Genomic DNA, 1,521 nt, shown 5'->3' on the forward strand with positions numbered 1-1,521 from the left:
GCGCGGCGTCGCGCTGCCCGACGCCGCGCACTGCCGTTGCACGGCCGCGGCGCGCTGGTCGAGCGCTGGCTCGACGGCCTGGCACGCGAGGGCCGGAACTTCGAGCGGGTGGAAGAGAGTCCCTGGAACGGCCTCGAACTCGACGGCGCCCAGCTGCGCGAGACCGACGGCCGGCTGGCCGCGCAGGTGGCTGCCGAGGACGCGGTGAGCGACCTCGCGCTGTTCGACCGCACGCCGGCCGCCGACAGCGACGGTGCACTCGCCTGGAGCGCCAGCGGCAGCGCAAGCACGGCTTGGCAGGCGCGCGCCGCGCAGTGCCTGCAGGCGGCAGGCCGGCAGCCGCAGCGGCTGCGCGACGTGCCGGGCCTGGTGGTCGCACGCACGCTGGCGATGCTGATCAACGAGGCGTCCGACGCCGTGCTGCAGGGCGTGTGCAGCGCCGCGGACGCCGACCTGGCGATGAAGCTCGGCGTCAACTATCCGGCCGGCCCGTTCGAATGGCTGGCGGACTGGGATGTGCGCCAGGTGGTCGCGCTGCTCGACCGCCTGGACACCCACTACCGCGGCGAGCGCTACCGCACGAGCCCCGCGCTGCGCGAACAGGCCTGGCTGCGGAAAGCGACCGCGACCTGAGCCCCCGGCGATCGACGACCCCCTTCCAGCACTTCATCATGATCCGTGACGCCTACCTCTGCGACGCACTGCGCACCCCGTTCGGCCGCTACGGCGGCGCCCTGTCCGGCGTGCGTGCCGACGACTTGGCCGCGGTGCCGCTCGCGGCCCTGATGGCCCGCAACCCGCGGGTCGACTGGCAGGCCGTCGACGACGTGGTGCTGGGCTGCGCCAACCAGGCCGGCGAGGACAACCGCAACGTGGCGCGCATGGCCAGCCTGCTGGCCGGGCTGCCGGTGGAGGTGCCGGGCAGTACCGTCAACCGTCTGTGTGGCTCCGGCATGGACGCGGTGGGCACGGCCGCACGCGCCATCCGCAGCGGCGAGGCCAGTCTGATGCTGGCCGGCGGCGTGGAGAGCATGAGCCGTGCGCCGTTCGTGATGCCCAAGGCCGACAACGCCTGGTCGCGCAGCGCCGCGATCCACGACACCACACTGGCTGGCGCTTCGTCAACCCGCGCATGCAGGCGCTGCACGGCACCGACTCGATGCCGGAGACGGCCGAGAACGTGGCCGCCGAATTCGGCATCGAGCGCGAGGCGCAGGACCGCATGGCGCTGGCCTCGCAGCGCAAGGCGGTAGCGGCACAGCAGCGCGGCTTCTTCGACGCCGAGATCACGCCGGTGACGGTGCCGCAGCGCAAGGGCGAGCCCCTGGTCGTCGTGAAGGACGAGCACCCGCGCGAGACCAGCCTCGAGGCGCTGGCCCGCCTGAAGGGCGTGGTGCGCCCCGACGGCACGGTGACGGCCGGCAATGCCTCGGGCCTCAACGACGGCGCCTGCGCGCTGCTGCTGGCCGACGAGGCCGGTGCGGCCCGCCACGGCCTCACACCGCGCGCGCGCGTGGTGGC

At 74.1% G+C, this 1,521-nt stretch carries 1 protein-coding gene and 1 pseudogene; both read left to right on the forward strand.

The window, feature by feature from the left end; translation table 11 throughout:
- Positions 1 to 633: 3-hydroxyacyl-CoA dehydrogenase family protein (locus Y694_RS21740; protein WP_036236672.1), on the forward strand; the 633-nt coding region annotated here is incomplete at its 5' end.
- A gap of 38 nt (positions 634 to 671) precedes the next feature.
- Positions 672 to 1,521, forward strand: a pseudogene (locus tag Y694_RS21745) (acetyl-CoA C-acyltransferase); the annotation flags it as partial.

Origin of the sequence: Methylibium sp. T29-B, from assembly GCF_000576225.1 — a bacterium.
Classification (GTDB): Bacteria; Pseudomonadota; Gammaproteobacteria; order Burkholderiales; family Burkholderiaceae_C; genus Methylibium; species Methylibium petroleiphilum.